Origin of the sequence: Enterobacter sp. GD03975 (assembly GCF_029838645.1) — a bacterium.
Lineage (GTDB): Bacteria > Pseudomonadota > Gammaproteobacteria > Enterobacterales > Enterobacteriaceae > Enterobacter > Enterobacter quasihormaechei.
Genome location: NZ_JAOBZC010000012.1, coordinates 99,096 through 114,596, shown reverse-complemented (window position 1 = coordinate 114,596; position 15,501 = coordinate 99,096). Strand labels below are relative to the sequence as shown.

The following is a 15,501-nucleotide window of genomic DNA, read 5'->3' as shown; positions in this document are numbered from 1 at the left end:
CTCTAATGACATTCCCGCAGTATAGTCTGCCTCCAGGACAACTTTGTGAGAATTACGTCATGTTATCTTATTATTTTCAGGGGCTTGCGTTAGGCGCAGCCATGATCCTCCCCCTCGGCCCGCAAAATGCGTTCGTGATGAACCAGGGCATTCGCCGCCAGTACCACCTGATGATTGCTCTGCTGTGTGCGGTGAGCGATCTGCTGCTGATTTGCGCCGGAATTTTTGGCGGCAGCGCGCTGCTGATGCAGTCGCCGTGGCTGCTGGCGCTGGTTACCTGGGGCGGCGTGGCGTTTCTGCTCTGGTACGGATTCGGTGCCCTGAGAACGGCCATGAGCAGTAATCTTGAGCTGGCGAGCGCCGAAGTGATGAAGCAGGGGCGCTGGAAGATTATCGTCACCATGCTCGCCGTGACCTGGCTTAACCCGCACGTTTACCTTGATACGTTTGTGGTGCTGGGCAGCCTGGGCGGCCAGCTGGACGTTGAGCCGAAGCGCTGGTTTGCGCTCGGTACGGTCAGCGCCTCCTTCCTCTGGTTCTTCGGTCTTGCGATCCTGGCGGCGTGGCTGGCGCCACGACTGCGTACCGCCAAAGCGCAGCGCATTATCAATACGCTGGTAGGGCTGGTGATGTGGTTTATTGCCTTCCAGCTGGCGAAAGAGGGCATTCATCACGTACAGGGATTGTTCAACTAAGCGTTTGTCTTATGGACATCTGAGCAGGAGCCGCTAAGCTTGCTGGCATGAGCCCTGTTGATGGGGCACTCTTCGCAACATGGAGGAATGACAGTGAAGTTTAAGGTGATGGCCCTGGCGGCATTAGTAAGTTTAGGTTCGGTGTCGGTGCAGGCGAATGAACTGCCAAACGGCCCGCACATTGTCACTTCAGGCACCGCAAGCGTGGATGCGGTTCCGGATGTTGCAACCCTGGCAATTGAAGTGAACGTCGCGGCGAAAGATGCGGCTTCCGCCAAAAAACAGGCAGACGATCGTGTTGCGCAATATCTCTCTTTCCTGGAACAGAACGGTATTGCGAAAAAAGATATCAGCTCTGCGAACCTGCGTACTCAACCGGATTATGACTACCAGAACGGTAAAAGCATCCTGAAAGGCTACCGCGCCGTGCGTACTGTTGAAGTGACGTTGCGCCAGCTCGATAAGCTCAACTCGCTGCTGGATGGTGCGCTGAAGGCAGGCCTGAACGAAATCCGTTCCGTCTCGCTGGGCGTTGCGCAACCGGAGAAATATAAAGACGAAGCGCGTAAAGCGGCGATTAATGATGCCATTCATCAGGCGGAACAGCTGGCATCCGGCTTCAAGAGCAAGCTCGGCCCGGTTTACAGCGTGCGTTACCACGTCTCTAACTACCAGCCAAGCCCGATGGTGCGGATGATGAAGGCAGACGCCGCGCCGGTTTCTGCTCAGGAAACCTACGAGCAGCCAACCATTCAGTTCGACGATCAGGTTGATGTGGTGTTCCAGCTTGAGCCAACTGAAAAGCCAGCTCAGTAATCCGTAGGCCGGGTAAGGCGTAGCCGCCACCCGGCTTTTCTTTTTAATCCTGTCTCAACACCTTATGCCCAAACGCCAGCAGCGCATCCGTGACGTTGCGCATCATGCGGCTTTCCGGCGCAAAACGGTGCCAGTACAGCATCCGGCGCTGATACAGCCCCGGCGTTAAATCAATCAGCTCACCGCTTTTCAACTCTTTCTCAATCTGCAAATGCGGGATCATGCAGCAGGTGGTGCCCTGACGCGCGAGCTGTACGAAGGCTTCGGACGAGTTAACGATATGACACGGCACGCTGCCCGGCGGCAGGTCGAAGTTTTGTTGCAGGAAGGCCTGATGCATATCGTCCAGATGGTCGAACGCGACGGCAGGGGCTTTCAGCAGCGCGGCGCGGGTCACGCCGTTCGGGAAGTAGCGCTCCGCAAAGGCTTTTGAACCGACAAACAGGTAATCCAGCGCGCCCAGCTGATCCACCAGACAGCTTGGCAGGGCCTGAGGCTGAATACTGACCGCCCCAACCACTTCGCCACGGCGCAGGCGTTCCTGGGTGCGGGTTTCATCTTCAACCTGGAGATTCAGGCGGATTGGGGAGTCGGCCAGCACCGGCGCAAGGGCCGGCAGCAGCCACGTTGCCAGACTGTCGGCGTTCACCGCCAGCGACAGCAGCAGCGGCGTAGAGCCGGTCTGTTCATCGCCCAGCCACTCATCTTCCAGCAGTTCAACCTGGCGCAGCAGGGCGAGAAGCTTTTGCCCTTGCTCCGTGGGGCGCGGCGGCACGGTACGCACCAGCAGCGGCTGCCCGAACATGTTTTCAAGCTGTTTGATACGTTGTGATACGGCGGACTGGGTGATGCACAGCTTTTGCGCCGCGCGCTCAAAACCGCGTTCACGAATAACTGCATCAAGTGCCTGTAGTGTTCTGTAGTCCGGACGTTTCATTGCTCTGGCTGACTCCTTAATTTTGCTTAATCTGCACTATGACACAATTTTCCCTTCGTGGCAGACGAAATCCATTCGACGTGTTCTATAATGCGCCCTGAGTTTTCATACCACAGGCAAAACGATCATGACGCAGGATGAACTGAAAAAAGCAGTAGGATGGGCCGCTCTCCAGTACGTACAGCCGGGTACCATTGTCGGGGTGGGTACGGGGTCGACGGCGGCACACTTTATCGATGCACTGGGCACGATGAAGGGGCAGATCGAGGGCGCAGTTTCCAGCTCCGATGCTTCCACGGAAAAGCTGAAGAGCCTTGGCATCACCGTTTTCGACCTCAACGAAGTGGACCGCCTGGGCATTTACGTTGATGGCGCGGATGAAATCAACGGCCACATGCAGATGATCAAAGGCGGCGGCGCGGCGCTGACCCGTGAAAAGATCATCGCGTCAGTAGCGGACAAGTTCATCTGCATCGCGGACGCCTCCAAGCAGGTCGATATTCTGGGGAATTTCCCGCTGCCGGTTGAAGTGATCCCGATGGCGCGCAGCGCCGTAGCGCGTCAGCTGGTGAAGCTGGGCGGTCGTCCGGAATACCGTCAGGGTGTGGTGACCGATAACGGCAACGTCATCCTCGACGTTCACGGTCTCGAAATCCTCGATGCCGTTGCGCTGGAAAATGCGATTAACGGCATTCCGGGCGTCGTGACCGTAGGGTTGTTTGCCAACCGCGGCGCGGACGTGGCGCTGATCGGCACGGCTGACGGCGTGAAAACCATCGTAAAATGATCTGACGGGGGGAGCGCTCCCCCCGCTAAAAAAATTTTGAAGCGCTAAATTCGGTGACTTGTGTCACGTTTTTCCACCTCATTTGCCGATCCTTCCACGTTCACAATTATCCGCAGCATTTTCCTCTGTCATTTTGCCCTGTATGACTTTTCTTCAGAGTGCCGACGCAAACGTTCATATTGCTGCAATAGTTTTTTTTGATATGTTGGCTGCACGGGATTTCAATCCAGCACAACATCAGTTCAGATAAAAAACAGGGTCGGGTAAATGGCAAAGGTATCACTGGAGAAAGACAAGATTAAATTCCTGCTGGTCGAGGGCGTGCATCAGAAAGCGCTTGATAGCCTTCGTGCGGCAGGTTACACCAACATCGAATTTCACAAAGGCGCGCTGGACTCCGAAGAGCTGAAAGCGTCCATCCGTGATGCCCATTTTATTGGCCTGCGATCCCGTACCCAACTCACTGAAGATGTTATTGCTGCGGCGGAAAAGCTGGTGGCGATCGGCTGTTTCTGCATCGGCACCAACCAGGTTGATCTAAACGCCGCCGCTAAGCGCGGTATTCCGGTCTTTAACGCGCCGTTCTCGAACACCCGTTCCGTAGCGGAGCTGGTGATCGGCGAGCTGCTGCTGCTCCTTCGCGGCATTCCGGAAGCCAACGCCAAAGCGCACCGCGGGGTGTGGAACAAGCTGGCCGCGGGCTCCTTCGAAGCGCGTGGTAAAAAGCTGGGGATTATCGGTTACGGCCATATCGGTACGCAGCTCGGTATTCTGGCGGAATCCCTCGGTATGCACGTCTTTTTCTACGATATCGAAAGCAAACTGCCGCTGGGTAACGCGACGCAGGTGCAGCATCTTTCTGACCTGCTTAACATGAGCGACGTGGTCAGCCTGCACGTGCCGGAAAACGCCTCGACTAAAAACATGATGGGCGCGGAAGAGCTGGCGCTGATGAAGCCGGGCTCGCTGCTGATCAACGCCGCGCGCGGTACGGTAGTTGACATTCCTGCGCTGTGCGACGCGCTGAAGCGTAAGCATCTGGCGGGGGCGGCTATCGACGTATTCCCGACGGAGCCGGCCACCAACAGCGATCCGTTTACCTCTCCACTGTGCGAGTTCGACAACGTGATCCTGACGCCGCATATCGGCGGCTCGACCCAGGAAGCGCAGGAGAACATCGGCCTCGAAGTGGCGGGTAAGCTGAGCAAATATTCCGACAACGGTTCAACGCTCTCTGCGGTGAACTTCCCGGAAGTGTCTCTGCCGCTGCACGGTGGTCGCCGTCTGCTGCACATCCACGAGAACCGTCCGGGCGTGCTGACTGCCATCAACCAGATCTTTGCCGAGCAGGGCGTTAACATCGCCGCGCAGTACCTGCAAACCAACTCGCAGATGGGCTACGTGGTGATTGATATTGAAGCGGATGAAGACATCGCCGAGAAAGCGTTGCAGAGCATGAAGACCATTCCGGGGACGATTCGCGCGCGTCTGCTGTACTGATGGTGCGGTCTGTAGTGTCGGGTGGCGGCTACGCCTTACCCGACCTACGATGGTTGTGCGGTCTGTGATGTCGGGTGGCGCTTACGCTTACCCGACCTACAATGTCCGAGGTTTTATGTAGGCCGGGTAAGGCGCAGCCGCCACCCGGCTTTATGCTACCAAAGCCACGTTTTGCTGGGCGTCACTACCGCCGGCAGCGGAATATCCCACTTCTCTACAGGCAACGCTTCTACAGCCTGGCAATCATGCGCATACCCTACCGGCTGCAACCCGTAGCGCTGCCAGTTTTGCAGCGTTCTGTCATAGAAACCCCCGCCCATGCCTAATCGCTGGCCCTGTTCATCAAATGCCACCAGCGGCGTAATCAGCACGTCCAGCTCAGAAAGCGGCAGCACGTCGCGCACGTCGAGTTTAGGTTCGGTGATTTTCAGACGATTCACCACCAGCTCGCTGTGCGGATGGTAGTGCAGAAACAGCAGATTGCCCCGGCTGAACGGATGCAGTACCGGCAGGTACACTTTTTTCCCGGCGCGCCAGAGCTGGTCGATAAGCGGCTGGGTGTCCAGCTCGCCGTCAAACGAGAGAAACAGCGCGACGGTGTTTGCCATCACTACGGGCGGATAGGCCATCATGCGGGCGGCGGCCTGCTGGGCAAAGTGTGCCTGTTGTTCGGCGCTTAAGGCGCGACGACGCTGGCGAATGAGCTGACGAATGTCCTGGCGTGAGGCAGAAACTTCAGGGAATTGAGTCATGGTAGTCGGTAGAAGAAGAGAGAGGGAATCTCCGAGATGCCGCCGCAGGCTGTAACCCTTGAACCCTTGGTTCAAGGTGAATGTGTCGTCATAGTTTTAAGGCTTCTCGGACGAACCGAGCATGCTCACCAACCATGGAGCGCCACATTCTTGTGGTATGAAATATCGGCTCAGGGGACTGGCCCGCTTGCAAACATCTCAGAGAAATTTTGTCTTCACAGTTACTCTACCATAGTCAACTGCGAAGTGTTATTCAAACTTTGGTCCCGGTCTTTCGGGATTGCGACCTTGATCAAGCAACGCCTGTTCTATGGTCTGCTGGAGCATTTTAATGCGCTGCTCCATGCTGGCCGCGTAATCGCGGGTCTTCGCTTTTTCCTGAGTCAGTTCATAGCTGATGTTCAACGCGGCGATGAAAACCAGCTGCTCAGTATTTGTGACTCTAGTGCGTTCTTTTAGATCTTGCAACCGCTGATTCAAATCGTCCGCAGCCTGATTCAGGGCATCCCTTTGTTCAGGTGGACAATTCACTCGCAGTGAACGGCCAAAAATCTGGAGATCGACGGGTTGTGCAGACATGCCACCTTCCTGCTGATTGACTGCGCTGCCTTCGCTTACTGCCCCGGGGGCTGCGAAGGGGCGACACTATAGCTACCCTGATGTGAAGATACAAGCCCTTTTCTGGTATCACCAGGGTCCAAAGTGGTAGCATATCATGAATATCCTCCCTTTGATGATGAATGCGTATGTCTATACAGAACGAAATGCCTGGTTACAAGGATTTAAACCAGTTACTGAACCAGCAGGGAGTCGGTTTAACCCCTGCCGAAATGCACGGTCTGATCAGCGGCATACTGTGCGGCGGAAACAGCGACAGCTCCTGGCAGCCGCTGATCCACGACCTCACCAACGAAGGGCTGGCGTTTGGCCACGAGCTGGCGGAAGCGCTGCGCAAAATGCATGCGGCAACCAGCGATTCCCTGGAAGACGATGGCTTTCTTTTTCAGCTTTATCTGCCTGAAGGCGATGATGTCAGCGTCTTCGATCGCGCCGACGCGCTCGCGGGCTGGGTAAATCACTATCTGCTCGGCCTCGGCGTCACCCAGCCTAAACTGGATAAAGTGACCGGCGAAGCGGGTGAAGCGATCGACGATCTGCGTAACATTGCGCAGCTTGGCTACGACGAAGACGAAGATCAGGAAGAGCTGGAGATGTCTCTCGAAGAGATTATCGAATACGTTCGCGTGGCGTCTCTGCTGTGCCACGACAACTTCACGCGCTCGCAGCCGACCGCGCCGGAAGTTCGTAAGCCGACCTTACATTAAGAAAAATAACGCACAGGAGGGTGTCATGGTTATCTCGAATCAAGAGTATTCTCGCCGTCGTCAGGCGCTGCTGGCAAAAATGCAGCCGGGTAGCGCCGCCCTGATTTTTGCCGCGCCGGAAGTGACGCGCAGCGCCGACAGCGAATACCCCTATCGACAGAGCAGCGATTTCTGGTACTTCACCGGCTTCAACGAGCCGGAAGCGGTGCTGGTGCTGATTAAAAGCGATGACACCCACAACCACAGCGTGATCTTCAACCGCGTACGAGACTTAACCGCGGAGATCTGGTTTGGCCGCCGTCTGGGGCAAGAGGCAGCGCCGGAAAAGCTGGGCGTAGACCGCGCGCTGGCCTTCAGCGAAATCAACCAGCAGCTTTACCAGCTGCTTAACGGTCTCGACGTGCTCTACCACGCACAGGGCGAATACGCCTATGCGGATGAGATTGTGTTTACCGCGCTGGACAAACTGCGCAAAGGCTCCAGGCAGAACCTCTCCGCGCCCGCCACGCTGACGGACTGGCGTCCGGTGGTGCACGAGATGCGTCTGTTCAAGTCAGAAGAAGAACTCAACGTAATGCGCCGCGCGGGCGAAATCAGCGCCCTGGCGCATACTCGCGCCATGGAAAAGTGCCGTCCCGGTATGTTCGAGTACCAGCTGGAAGGCGAAATTCACCATGAATTTAACCGCCACGGCGCGCGCTTCCCGTCCTACAACACCATCGTTGGCGGCGGGGAAAACGGCTGCATTCTGCACTACACCGAAAACGAAAGTGAGCTGCGCGATGGCGATCTGGTGCTGATTGACGCCGGCTGTGAATATCAGGGGTACGCGGGCGACATCACGCGCACCTTCCCGGTGAACGGCAAATTCACGCCCGCGCAGCGTGAAATCTATGACATTGTGCTGGAGTCGCTTGAAACCGCACTGACGCTGTTCCGTCCGGGCACCTCTATCCAGGACGTGACGGGCGAGGTGGTGCGCATCATGATCAGCGGGCTGGTTAAGCTTGGTATCCTGAAAGGCGAAGTGGACACGTTAATCGCTGAAAACGCCCATCGCCCGTACTTTATGCACGGCCTGAGCCACTGGCTGGGGCTCGACGTACACGACGTGGGCGCATACGGTACGGATCGTTCGCGCGTGCTGGAGCCTGGCATGGTGCTGACCGTTGAGCCGGGGCTGTATATCGCGCCGGATGCGGACGTGCCGGACCAGTACCGCGGGATCGGCATTCGTATTGAAGACGACATCGTTATCACCGAAACCGGCAACGAAAACCTGACCGCGACCGTGGTGAAAAACGCCGACGATATCGAGGCGCTGATGGCGGCGGCACGCGTATGAGCGTGATCATCGTTGGCGGAGGCATGACCGGCGCTACCCTGGCGCTGGCCATTTCGCAGTTAACCAAAGGTCAGCTTCCGGTGCATCTTGTTGAGGCTGTCGCGCCGCAGGCGGCCGATCATCCCGGTTTCGACGCCCGCGCCATCGCACTGGCCCAGGGAACCTGCCAGCAGCTTGCGCGCATTGGCATCTGGCAGGCGATAGCGGACTGCGCGACGGCCATCGGCACCGTTCACGTCAGCGATCGCGGCCACGCCGGGTTTGTGACGCTGGATGCCCACGATTACCGAATTGAGGCGCTGGGGCAGGTCGTTGAACTGCATGACGTGGGGCTGCGGCTGTTCCGTCTGTTACAGGATGCCCCAGGCGTCACGCTGCACTGTCCGGCGCGCGTCGCCAGCTTTAGCCGCAGCGACGAGGCCGTCAGCGTGACGCTGGACAATGGCACCACGCTGGAGGGGCAGCTGCTGGTGGCGGCGGATGGTTCACGCTCGTCGATCGCCACGCAGTGCGGCGTAGAGTGGCGCGCTCAACCCTATGGTCAGGTGGCGGTTATCGCTAACGTTTCCACGGCAGGCGCGCATAACGGCAGGGCCTTTGAGCGCTTCACCGAGCACGGTCCACTGGCCATGCTGCCGATGTCGAACGGGCGCTGCTCGCTGGTGTGGTGCCATGCGCAGGATCGCGCCGACGAGGTGCTCTCCTGGTCCGATGAACGTTTTTGTTCCGAGCTGCAAAAGGCTTTCGGCTGGCGGCTTGGACGTATCACCCACGCCGGTAAGCGCGTGGCCTATCCGCTCTCGCTGACGACCGCATCGCAGACGGTTTCCCACCGCGTCGCGCTGGTCGGTAACGCCGCGCAGACGCTGCACCCCATCGCCGGGCAAGGCTTCAACCTTGGCCTGCGCGACGTGATGAGTCTGGCCGAGCTCCTGGCCCGGACGTGGAGCGAACAACAGGATTGTGGCGCATACTCAGTGCTGAGCCATTATCAGAAACGACGTCAGGCGGACAAGGCGGCGACCATTGGCGTTACCGACGGTTTAGTCCACCTGTTTGCCAATCGCTGGGCACCGCTGGTTGCGGGTCGCAACCTCGGGCTGATGGCGATGGAACTGTTCATTCCGGCACGTGACGTGCTGGCGCAGCGGACCCTGGGTTGGGTCGCGCGTTAAGGAGTAATCACCGTGCAAAATGTTGATGTCGCCATTGTCGGCGGCGGAATGGTAGGACTGGCGCTGGCCTGTGGTTTACAGGGCAGCGGCCTGCGCGTGGCCGTGCTTGAGCAAAACGTGCCGCAGCCCGTGGCGCAGGATGCCCCGCCGGAGCTGCGCGTCTCAGCTATCAACGCAGCCAGCGAAAAATTACTGACGCACCTCGGCGTCTGGTCAGAGATCGTGGCGCAGCGCGCAAGCTGCTACCACGGAATGGAGGTGTGGGATAAAGACAGCTTTGGCCACATCGCCTTTGACGATGAAAGCATGGGCTACAGCCATCTTGGACACATCGTTGAAAATGCGGTGATCCATTACGCGCTGTGGCAGAAAGCACAGCAGTGCAGCGACGTCACCCTCATCGCGCCGGCGAAACTTCAGCAGGTGGCGTGGGGCGAGAACGACGCGTTTATCACCCTTGAAAGCGGCGACATGCTGACCGCGCGTCTGGTGGTGGGTGCCGACGGCGCGAATTCCTGGTTGCGTAACAAAGCGGATATTCCGCTGACCTTCTGGGATTACCGTCATCACGCCCTGGTTGCCACAATCCGCACCGAAGAGCCGCACGGCGGCGTCGCACGCCAGATTTTCCACAACGACGGCATTCTGGCCTTCCTGCCGCTTGCCGATCCGCATCTGTGCTCCATCGTCTGGTCCTTAGAGCCGGAGAAAGCGCAGCAGATGCAGGAGGCGACGCCGGACGCCTTCAGTCAGGCACTGTGCGTGGCGTTTGATAACCGTCTGGGCCTGTGCGCGCTTGAAAGCGAGCGCCGGGCGTTTCCGTTAACGGGCCGCTACGCGCGGCAGTTTGCGGCGCACCGTCTGGCGCTGGTGGGGGATGCGGCGCATACCATTCATCCGCTGGCCGGGCAGGGGGTTAACCTCGGCTTTATGGACGCGGCTGAGCTGGTTGAAGAGCTGCGTCGTCTGCATCGTGAAGGCAAAGACATTGGTCAGCATCTGTATCTGCGTCGCTACGAGCGCAGCCGCAAACACAGCGCGGCGATGATGCTGGCGGGCATGCAGGGCTTCCGCGAGCTGTTTGCCGGGGCGAACCCGGCGAAAAAACTGCTGCGCGATATCGGTCTCAAGCTTGCCGATACCCTTCCCGGCGTGAAGCCTCAGCTTCTCCGTCAGGCAATGGGCCTCAACGATCTTCCCGACTGGTTACGTTAATCTCGATCCCCGTCACACTTTATTTTCCCGGCCTCTGCGCCGGGGAAAATTCCTCGTTTGAAATAATCTAATTTCACGCCATTTTTCGCATTAGAAAATCTAATCTTACAATTTTTATGTTACGGAAATTCGGCCCGTTTTTCCGCACGAAATATCATCATCCGCTAAATCCTGTTAGGTCATTGTTAATATTATGCGGGTTTAATCGCATTTTCCCAGTCAAATACTCTGTACGCTTTCCTGCGTTTTTTAGCCATAAGCTAATGTGATGACCCGCTTTACCTTATGGTTAACCGCCGGTTTCGGTGGTAAGTTCAGGTAAAAGAGAACGTTTGCGTCGGCTACCGATTGCGAGGCCGACACCGGGTTTCACGGTGAATTTTTCAACGAGGAAAAGATGGCTCAACAGACTCCTTTGTACGAACAGCACGTGTTATGCGGCGCCCGCATGGTGGACTTCCACGGCTGGATGATGCCGCTGCACTACGGCTCGCAAATTGATGAGCACCACGCGGTGCGCACCGATGCCGGTATGTTCGACGTGTCACACATGACGATTGTCGACCTGCGCGGAAGCCGCACCCGGGAGTTTTTGCGTTATCTGCTGGCAAACGACGTCGCCAAACTGAAGACGCCGGGCAAAGCGCTTTATACCGGCATGCTCAATGCCTCGGGCGGCGTGATTGACGACCTCATCGTCTACTACTTCACCGAAGATTTCTTCCGCCTCGTTGTAAACTCCGCCACCCGCGAAAAAGACCTCTCCTGGATTTCCCAACACGCTGAACCTTACGCCATCGATATCACCGTTCGTGACGATCTGTCGCTGATTGCCGTGCAGGGACCCAATGCCCAGGCGAAAGCCGCGTCTCTGTTCAGCGACGAGCAGCGCAACGCCACCGAAGGGATGAAGCCGTTCTTCGGCGTGCAGGCGGGGGATCTGTTTATCGCCACCACCGGCTACACCGGTGAAGCGGGCTATGAAATTGCCATGCCGAACGAGAAAGCCGCCGATTTCTGGCGTGCCCTGGTTGAGGCGGGCGTGAAGCCTGCGGGTCTGGGCGCGCGCGATACGCTGCGTCTGGAAGCGGGCATGAACCTCTACGGCCAGGAGATGGACGAAGGCGTCTCTCCGCTGGCGGCCAACATGGGCTGGACCATCGCGTGGGAACCGGCTGACCGTGAATTTATTGGTCGTGAAGCGCTGGAGATGCAGCGCGAGAAGGGCACCGAACAGCTGGTTGGCCTGGTGATGAAGGAAAAAGGCGTGCTGCGCGGCGAGCTGCCGGTGCGCTTCACCGATGCTGACGGCAATCATCGCGAAGGCGTGATCACCAGCGGAACCTTCTCCCCGACGCTCGGCTACAGTATTGCCCTGGCGCGCGTGCCGGCGGGCATTGGCGAAACGGCGGTGGTGCAGATCCGCAACCGCGAAATGCCGGTCAACGTGACCAAACCGATTTTTGTTCGCGCCGGTAAACCGGTCGCCTAATTATTTTTATCAGGAGAACTTCAATGAGCAATGTGCCAGCAGAACTGAAATACAGCAAAGAACACGAGTGGCTGCGTAAAGAGGCGGACGGCACTTACACCGTTGGGATCACCGAGCACGCGCAGGAGCTGCTGGGCGACATGGTGTTTGTTGACCTGCCGGAAGTGGGCGCAACCGTGAGCGCAGGCGACGACTGTGCGGTGGCGGAATCCGTCAAAGCGGCTTCTGACATCTACGCGCCTGTGAGCGGTGAAATTGTTGCCGTGAACGACGCGCTGAGCGACTCCCCGGAGCTAGTCAACAGCGAGCCGTATGAAGGCGGCTGGATCTTCAAGATCAAAGCCAGCGACGAAGCGCAGGTTGCCGCGCTGCTGGATGCGACCGCGTACGAAGCATTACTGGAAGACGAATAACGTTGTGCCGGATGGCGCTGCGCATCCGGCCTACAGATCTGCGTAGGCCCGGCAAGCGTTAGCGCCACCGGGCAACAGCGTTACAGATAACTACGATTCACTGCACGTTTCAGGAACCATCGCTCATGACACAGACTTTAAGCCAGCTTGAAAACCGTGGCGCCTTCATTGAACGTCACATTGGGCCGGATGCTCAGCAACAGCAGGAGATGCTGAAGACAGTTGGCGCGGATTCATTAAACGCACTGATCGGCCAGATCGTGCCAAAAGACATCCAGCTTGCCACGCCGCCGCAGGTTGGCGAGTCCACAACGGAGTTCGCCGCGCTGGCGGAGCTGAAGGCTATCGCCGGCCTCAACAAGCGCTATAAGTCTTACATCGGCATGGGCTACACCAACGTGCAGTTACCGCCGGTTATCCTGCGCAACATGCTGGAAAACCCGGGCTGGTACACCGCTTATACCCCCTATCAGCCAGAAGTCTCTCAGGGCCGTCTGGAAGCGCTGCTGAACTTCCAGCAGGTGACCCTGGATCTGACCGGCATGGATATCGCTTCCGCCTCTCTGCTGGATGAAGCCACCGCCGCCGCCGAAGCGATGGCGATGGCGAAGCGCGTGAGCAAGCTGAAAAACGCCAACCGCTTCTTCGTAGCGGCAGACGTGCATCCCCAGACGCTGGACGTGGTGCGCACCCGTGCAGAAACCTTCGGCTTTGAGGTGATTGTCGACGACGCTGACAAAGTGCTGGATCACCAGGACGTCTTCGGCGTGCTGTTACAGCAGGTGGGCACCACCGGGGAAGTGCATGATTACAGCGCGCTGATCGCTGAGCTCAAATCCCGTAAGGTGATTGTGAGCGTCGCCGCTGATTTTATGGCGCTAGTGCTGCTGACCGCACCGGGCAAACAGGGCGCGGACATTGTCTTTGGCTCAGCGCAACGCTTCGGCGTGCCGATGGGCTACGGCGGCCCGCACGCTGCATTCTTTGGCGCAAAAGATGAATTTAAACGCTCCATGCCGGGCCGTATTATCGGCGTATCGAAAGATGCCGCCGGTAACACCGCGCTGCGTATGGCGATGCAGACCCGCGAGCAGCATATCCGCCGCGAGAAAGCGAACTCCAACATCTGTACCTCTCAGGTGCTGCTGGCAAACATTGCCAGCCTGTACGCGGTGTTCCATGGTCCGGCTGGGCTGAAACGTATTGCCAGCCGCATCCACCGTCTGGCCGACATTCTGGCCTGCGGCCTGCAACAGAAAGGCCTCAGGCTGCGTCATGAGCACTATTTCGACACCCTGTGCGTCGACGTGGCAGACAAGGCCGCCGTGCTGGCGCGCGCCGAGGCCGCGCAAATCAACCTGCGCAGCGACATTCATCACGCGGTAGGGATCACCCTGGATGAATCGACGACGCGTGACGATATCGCAACGCTGTTTGACGTGCTGCTGGGCGACGCACACGGTCTTCACGTTGATACGCTCGACAAAGAGGTCGCGCTCGACAGCCGCTCCATTCAGGAAAGCATGCTGCGCAATGACGCGATCCTGACTCACCCGGTGTTCAACCGCTACCACAGCGAAACCGAGATGATGCGCTACATGCACTCTCTGGAGCGCAAGGATCTGGCGCTGAACCAGGCGATGATCCCGCTGGGCTCCTGCACCATGAAGCTGAACGCTGCGGCAGAGATGATCCCGATTACCTGGCCTGAGTTCTCCGAGCTGCACCCGTTCTGCCCGGCTGAGCAGGCGGAAGGTTATCACATGATGATCAACCAGCTTTCCGACTGGCTGGTGAAGCTGACCGGGTACGACGCGCTCTGCATGCAGCCGAACTCTGGCGCGCAGGGTGAATACGCCGGTCTGCTGGCGATCCGTCACTATCACGAAAGCCGCAATGAAGGCCACCGTGATATCTGCCTTATCCCAAGCTCTGCCCACGGCACCAACCCGGCCTCAGCACAGATGGCGGGCATGGAAGTGGTGGTCGTGGCGTGCGACAAAAACGGCAACATCGATTTGGCCGACCTGCGCGCGAAAGCCGGGCAGGCGGGCGACAAACTTTCGTGCATCATGGTGACCTACCCGTCTACCCACGGCGTGTACGAAGAGACCATCCGTGAAGTGTGTGAAGTGGTGCATCAGTTCGGCGGTCAGGTTTACCTCGACGGCGCGAACATGAACGCCCAGGTGGGCATCACCTCTCCGGGCTTCATTGGCGCGGACGTGTCGCACCTGAACCTGCACAAAACGTTCTGCATTCCACACGGCGGCGGCGGCCCAGGCATGGGGCCAATTGGCGTCAAAGCGCACCTGGCGCCGTTTGTGCCGGGGCACAGCGTGGTGCAGATTGAAGGCATGCTAACCCGTCAGGGCGCGGTCTCTGCGGCCCCGTTCGGCAGTGCCTCTATCCTGCCTATCAGCTGGATGTACATCCGCATGATGGGCGCGGAAGGGTTGAAGCAGGCCAGCCAGGTGGCGATCCTGAACGCCAACTACATCGCAACGCGCCTGAAGGATGCCTATCCGGTGCTCTACACCGGCCGCGACGGTCGCGTGGCGCACGAATGCATCCTCGATATTCGTCCTCTGAAGGAAGAGACGGGCATCAGCGAGCTGGATATTGCCAAACGCCTGATCGACTACGGTTTCCACGCACCAACCATGTCCTTCCCGGTGGCGGGTACGCTGATGGTTGAGCCGACCGAGTCTGAAAGCAAGGTGGAGCTGGACCGCTTTATCGACGCGATGCTGGCCATTCGTAGCGAAATCGACCGCGTGAAGGGCGGTGAGTGGACGCTGGAAGATAACCCGCTGGTTAACGCGCCGCATACCCAGAACGAACTGGTGGCAGAGTGGAATCACGGTTACACCCGCGAGCTGGCCGTCTTCCCGGCGGGCGTGGCAAATAAATACTGGCCGACCGTGAAGCGTCTTGATGACGTCTACGGCGACCGTAACCTGTTCTGCTCCTGCGTACCGATGAGCGAATACCAGTAATTTTTTGCCATACTGTAGGCCGGGTAAGCGTAAGCGCCACCCGGCTTTTT

General features: G+C 58.3%; 14 protein-coding genes and 1 other RNA gene. 11 read left to right on the top strand and 4 right to left on the bottom strand.

What is annotated here, in order from left to right; all coding sequences use genetic code 11:
• Positions 1–59 precede the first annotated feature (59 nt).
• Positions 60–695, top strand: coding sequence for an arginine exporter ArgO (gene argO, locus N5C09_RS17620; RefSeq protein WP_063867866.1), 636 nt, complete (start codon positions 60–62; stop codon positions 693–695).
• 93 nt (positions 696–788) lie between these two features.
• On the top strand, positions 789–1,511 hold the full coding sequence (locus tag N5C09_RS17615) for an oxidative stress defense protein (RefSeq protein ID WP_063867868.1): 723 nt from the start codon (positions 789–791) through the stop codon (positions 1,509–1,511).
• A 43-nt stretch (positions 1,512–1,554) separates the two neighbouring features.
• Here N5C09_RS17615 and argP read toward each other — a convergent pair whose 3' ends face one another.
• Positions 1,555–2,448: a DNA-binding transcriptional regulator ArgP gene (gene argP, locus N5C09_RS17610; RefSeq protein ID WP_003860089.1), complete on the bottom strand. Its 894-nt coding sequence runs from the start codon at positions 2,446–2,448 to the stop codon at positions 1,555–1,557.
• Between the two features lie 127 nt (positions 2,449–2,575).
• Here argP and rpiA point away from each other — a divergent pair, with 127 nt between their 5' ends.
• On the top strand, positions 2,576–3,235 hold the full coding sequence (gene rpiA, locus N5C09_RS17605; RefSeq protein WP_047355196.1) for a ribose-5-phosphate isomerase RpiA: 660 nt from the start codon (positions 2,576–2,578) through the stop codon (positions 3,233–3,235).
• A 267-nt stretch (positions 3,236–3,502) separates the two neighbouring features.
• Positions 3,503–4,735, top strand: coding sequence for a phosphoglycerate dehydrogenase (gene serA, locus N5C09_RS17600; protein ID WP_063452002.1), 1,233 nt, complete (start codon positions 3,503–3,505; stop codon positions 4,733–4,735).
• Between the two features lie 155 nt (positions 4,736–4,890).
• Here the strand turns inward: serA and N5C09_RS17595 are convergent, their stop codons facing one another.
• From N5C09_RS17595 to zapA, 3 genes are all read right to left on the bottom strand, one after another.
• The gene (locus N5C09_RS17595) at positions 4,891–5,487 is read right to left on the bottom strand and encodes a 5-formyltetrahydrofolate cyclo-ligase (protein WP_063452001.1); all 597 of its coding nucleotides are present in this window, start codon (positions 5,485–5,487) and stop codon (positions 4,891–4,893) included.
• 24 nt (positions 5,488–5,511) lie between these two features.
• Positions 5,512–5,695: non-coding RNA, 6S RNA (gene ssrS, locus N5C09_RS17590), on the bottom strand.
• Between the two features lie 41 nt (positions 5,696–5,736).
• The gene (gene zapA / locus N5C09_RS17585; protein WP_006811891.1) at positions 5,737–6,066 is read right to left on the bottom strand and encodes a cell division protein ZapA; all 330 of its coding nucleotides are present in this window, start codon (positions 6,064–6,066) and stop codon (positions 5,737–5,739) included.
• A 167-nt stretch (positions 6,067–6,233) separates the two neighbouring features.
• Here zapA and N5C09_RS17580 point away from each other — a divergent pair, with 167 nt between their 5' ends.
• The 7 genes from N5C09_RS17580 to gcvP all read left to right on the top strand — a co-directional run bounded on the left by N5C09_RS17580 (position 6,234) and on the right by gcvP (position 15,451).
• Positions 6,234–6,812: a YecA family protein gene (locus N5C09_RS17580; protein ID WP_003860099.1), complete on the top strand. Its 579-nt coding sequence runs from the start codon at positions 6,234–6,236 to the stop codon at positions 6,810–6,812.
• Between the two features lie 31 nt (positions 6,813–6,843).
• A complete protein-coding gene (gene pepP, locus N5C09_RS17575; protein WP_131636454.1) occupies positions 6,844–8,157 on the top strand; it encodes a Xaa-Pro aminopeptidase in 1,314 nt (437 codons plus the stop codon).
• Positions 8,154–9,332 (top strand): 2-octaprenyl-6-methoxyphenyl hydroxylase, encoded by a 1,179-nt coding sequence (ubiH, locus tag N5C09_RS17570; RefSeq protein ID WP_063867873.1) that lies wholly within the window; start codon positions 8,154–8,156, stop codon positions 9,330–9,332. The genes pepP and ubiH overlap by 4 nt, the downstream gene beginning before the upstream one ends.
• A 12-nt stretch (positions 9,333–9,344) precedes the next feature.
• A complete protein-coding gene (ubiI, locus tag N5C09_RS17565) occupies positions 9,345–10,547 on the top strand; it encodes an FAD-dependent 2-octaprenylphenol hydroxylase (RefSeq protein ID WP_203465138.1) in 1,203 nt (400 codons plus the stop codon).
• A 397-nt stretch (positions 10,548–10,944) separates the two neighbouring features.
• Positions 10,945–12,039 (top strand): glycine cleavage system aminomethyltransferase GcvT, encoded by a 1,095-nt coding sequence (gcvT, locus tag N5C09_RS17560; protein WP_063867877.1) that lies wholly within the window; start codon positions 10,945–10,947, stop codon positions 12,037–12,039.
• Positions 12,040–12,062: 23 nt separating this feature from the next.
• Positions 12,063–12,452: a glycine cleavage system protein GcvH gene (gene gcvH / locus N5C09_RS17555; protein ID WP_006811885.1), complete on the top strand. Its 390-nt coding sequence runs from the start codon at positions 12,063–12,065 to the stop codon at positions 12,450–12,452.
• Between the two features lie 125 nt (positions 12,453–12,577).
• A complete protein-coding gene (gene gcvP, locus N5C09_RS17550; RefSeq protein WP_279749546.1) occupies positions 12,578–15,451 on the top strand; it encodes an aminomethyl-transferring glycine dehydrogenase in 2,874 nt (957 codons plus the stop codon).
• The last annotated feature ends 50 nt before the right edge of the window (positions 15,452–15,501 follow it).

Bases quoted from the DNA above. Each gene is read 5' to 3' on its own strand.
- gcvP (WP_279749546.1), top strand. From the start codon at position 12,578: ATGACACAGACTTTAAGCCAGCTTGAAAACCGTGGCGCCTTCATTGAA.
- zapA (WP_006811891.1), bottom strand. From the start codon at position 6,066: ATGTCTGCACAACCCGTCGATCTCCAGATTTTTGGCCGTTCACTGCGA.
- argO (WP_063867866.1), top strand. From the start codon at position 60: ATGTTATCTTATTATTTTCAGGGGCTTGCGTTAGGCGCAGCCATGATC.
- rpiA (WP_047355196.1), top strand. From the start codon at position 2,576: ATGACGCAGGATGAACTGAAAAAAGCAGTAGGATGGGCCGCTCTCCAG.
- ubiH (WP_063867873.1), top strand. From the start codon at position 8,154: ATGAGCGTGATCATCGTTGGCGGAGGCATGACCGGCGCTACCCTGGCG.
- gcvT (WP_063867877.1), top strand. From the start codon at position 10,945: ATGGCTCAACAGACTCCTTTGTACGAACAGCACGTGTTATGCGGCGCC.
- N5C09_RS17595 (WP_063452001.1), bottom strand. From the start codon at position 5,487: ATGACTCAATTCCCTGAAGTTTCTGCCTCACGCCAGGACATTCGTCAG.
- serA (WP_063452002.1), top strand. From the start codon at position 3,503: ATGGCAAAGGTATCACTGGAGAAAGACAAGATTAAATTCCTGCTGGTC.
- argP (WP_003860089.1), bottom strand. From the start codon at position 2,448: ATGAAACGTCCGGACTACAGAACACTACAGGCACTTGATGCAGTTATT.
- N5C09_RS17580 (WP_003860099.1), top strand. From the start codon at position 6,234: ATGTCTATACAGAACGAAATGCCTGGTTACAAGGATTTAAACCAGTTA.
- gcvH (WP_006811885.1), top strand. From the start codon at position 12,063: ATGAGCAATGTGCCAGCAGAACTGAAATACAGCAAAGAACACGAGTGG.